Annotated in this window: 1 protein-coding gene; it reads left to right on the top strand. The window is 69.7% G+C overall.

Going from position 1 to position 290, the window contains the following annotated elements:
• Positions 1-92: 92 nt before the first annotated feature.
• The coding region (locus tag P0G09_RS20185) for a CPBP family intramembrane glutamic endopeptidase (protein WP_275253570.1) at positions 93-290 on the top strand (198 nt) is incomplete at its 3' end.

The raw sequence follows: 290 nt of genomic DNA, 5'->3' as shown, positions 1-290 counted from the left end.
ACAGCAGGCTCCATGTGGTATCGGAGTAGGAGAGGGAAGTCAGGGTGGTGGGCGCGGCGGTGTCGTCCGGGGCGGCAGAGCTGCCGCAGGGCGTGCCCGGCACGCTGCGCAGCCTGCTGGTGCTGCCGCTGGCCGAGGAGCTGGTGTTCCGGGGGGCGCTGCTGCGCCTGCTGCGGCCGCTGGGGGAGCATCCGGCAAACCTCTGCCAGGCTGTGCTCTTTGCGGCCCTGCACGGAACGCTGACCGAAAATGAGCCCCATGCCCAGCGCGTAGCACTTTTCGGTCAGCGT

It is taken from the genome of Faecalibacterium sp. DFI.5.82, from assembly GCF_029076575.1.
Taxonomy (GTDB): Bacteria; Bacillota; Clostridia; order Oscillospirales; family Ruminococcaceae; genus Faecalibacterium; species Faecalibacterium duncaniae.
The sequence above is the reverse complement of the archived record's forward strand: the minus strand, read 5'-3'. Positions and strand labels throughout refer to the sequence as shown.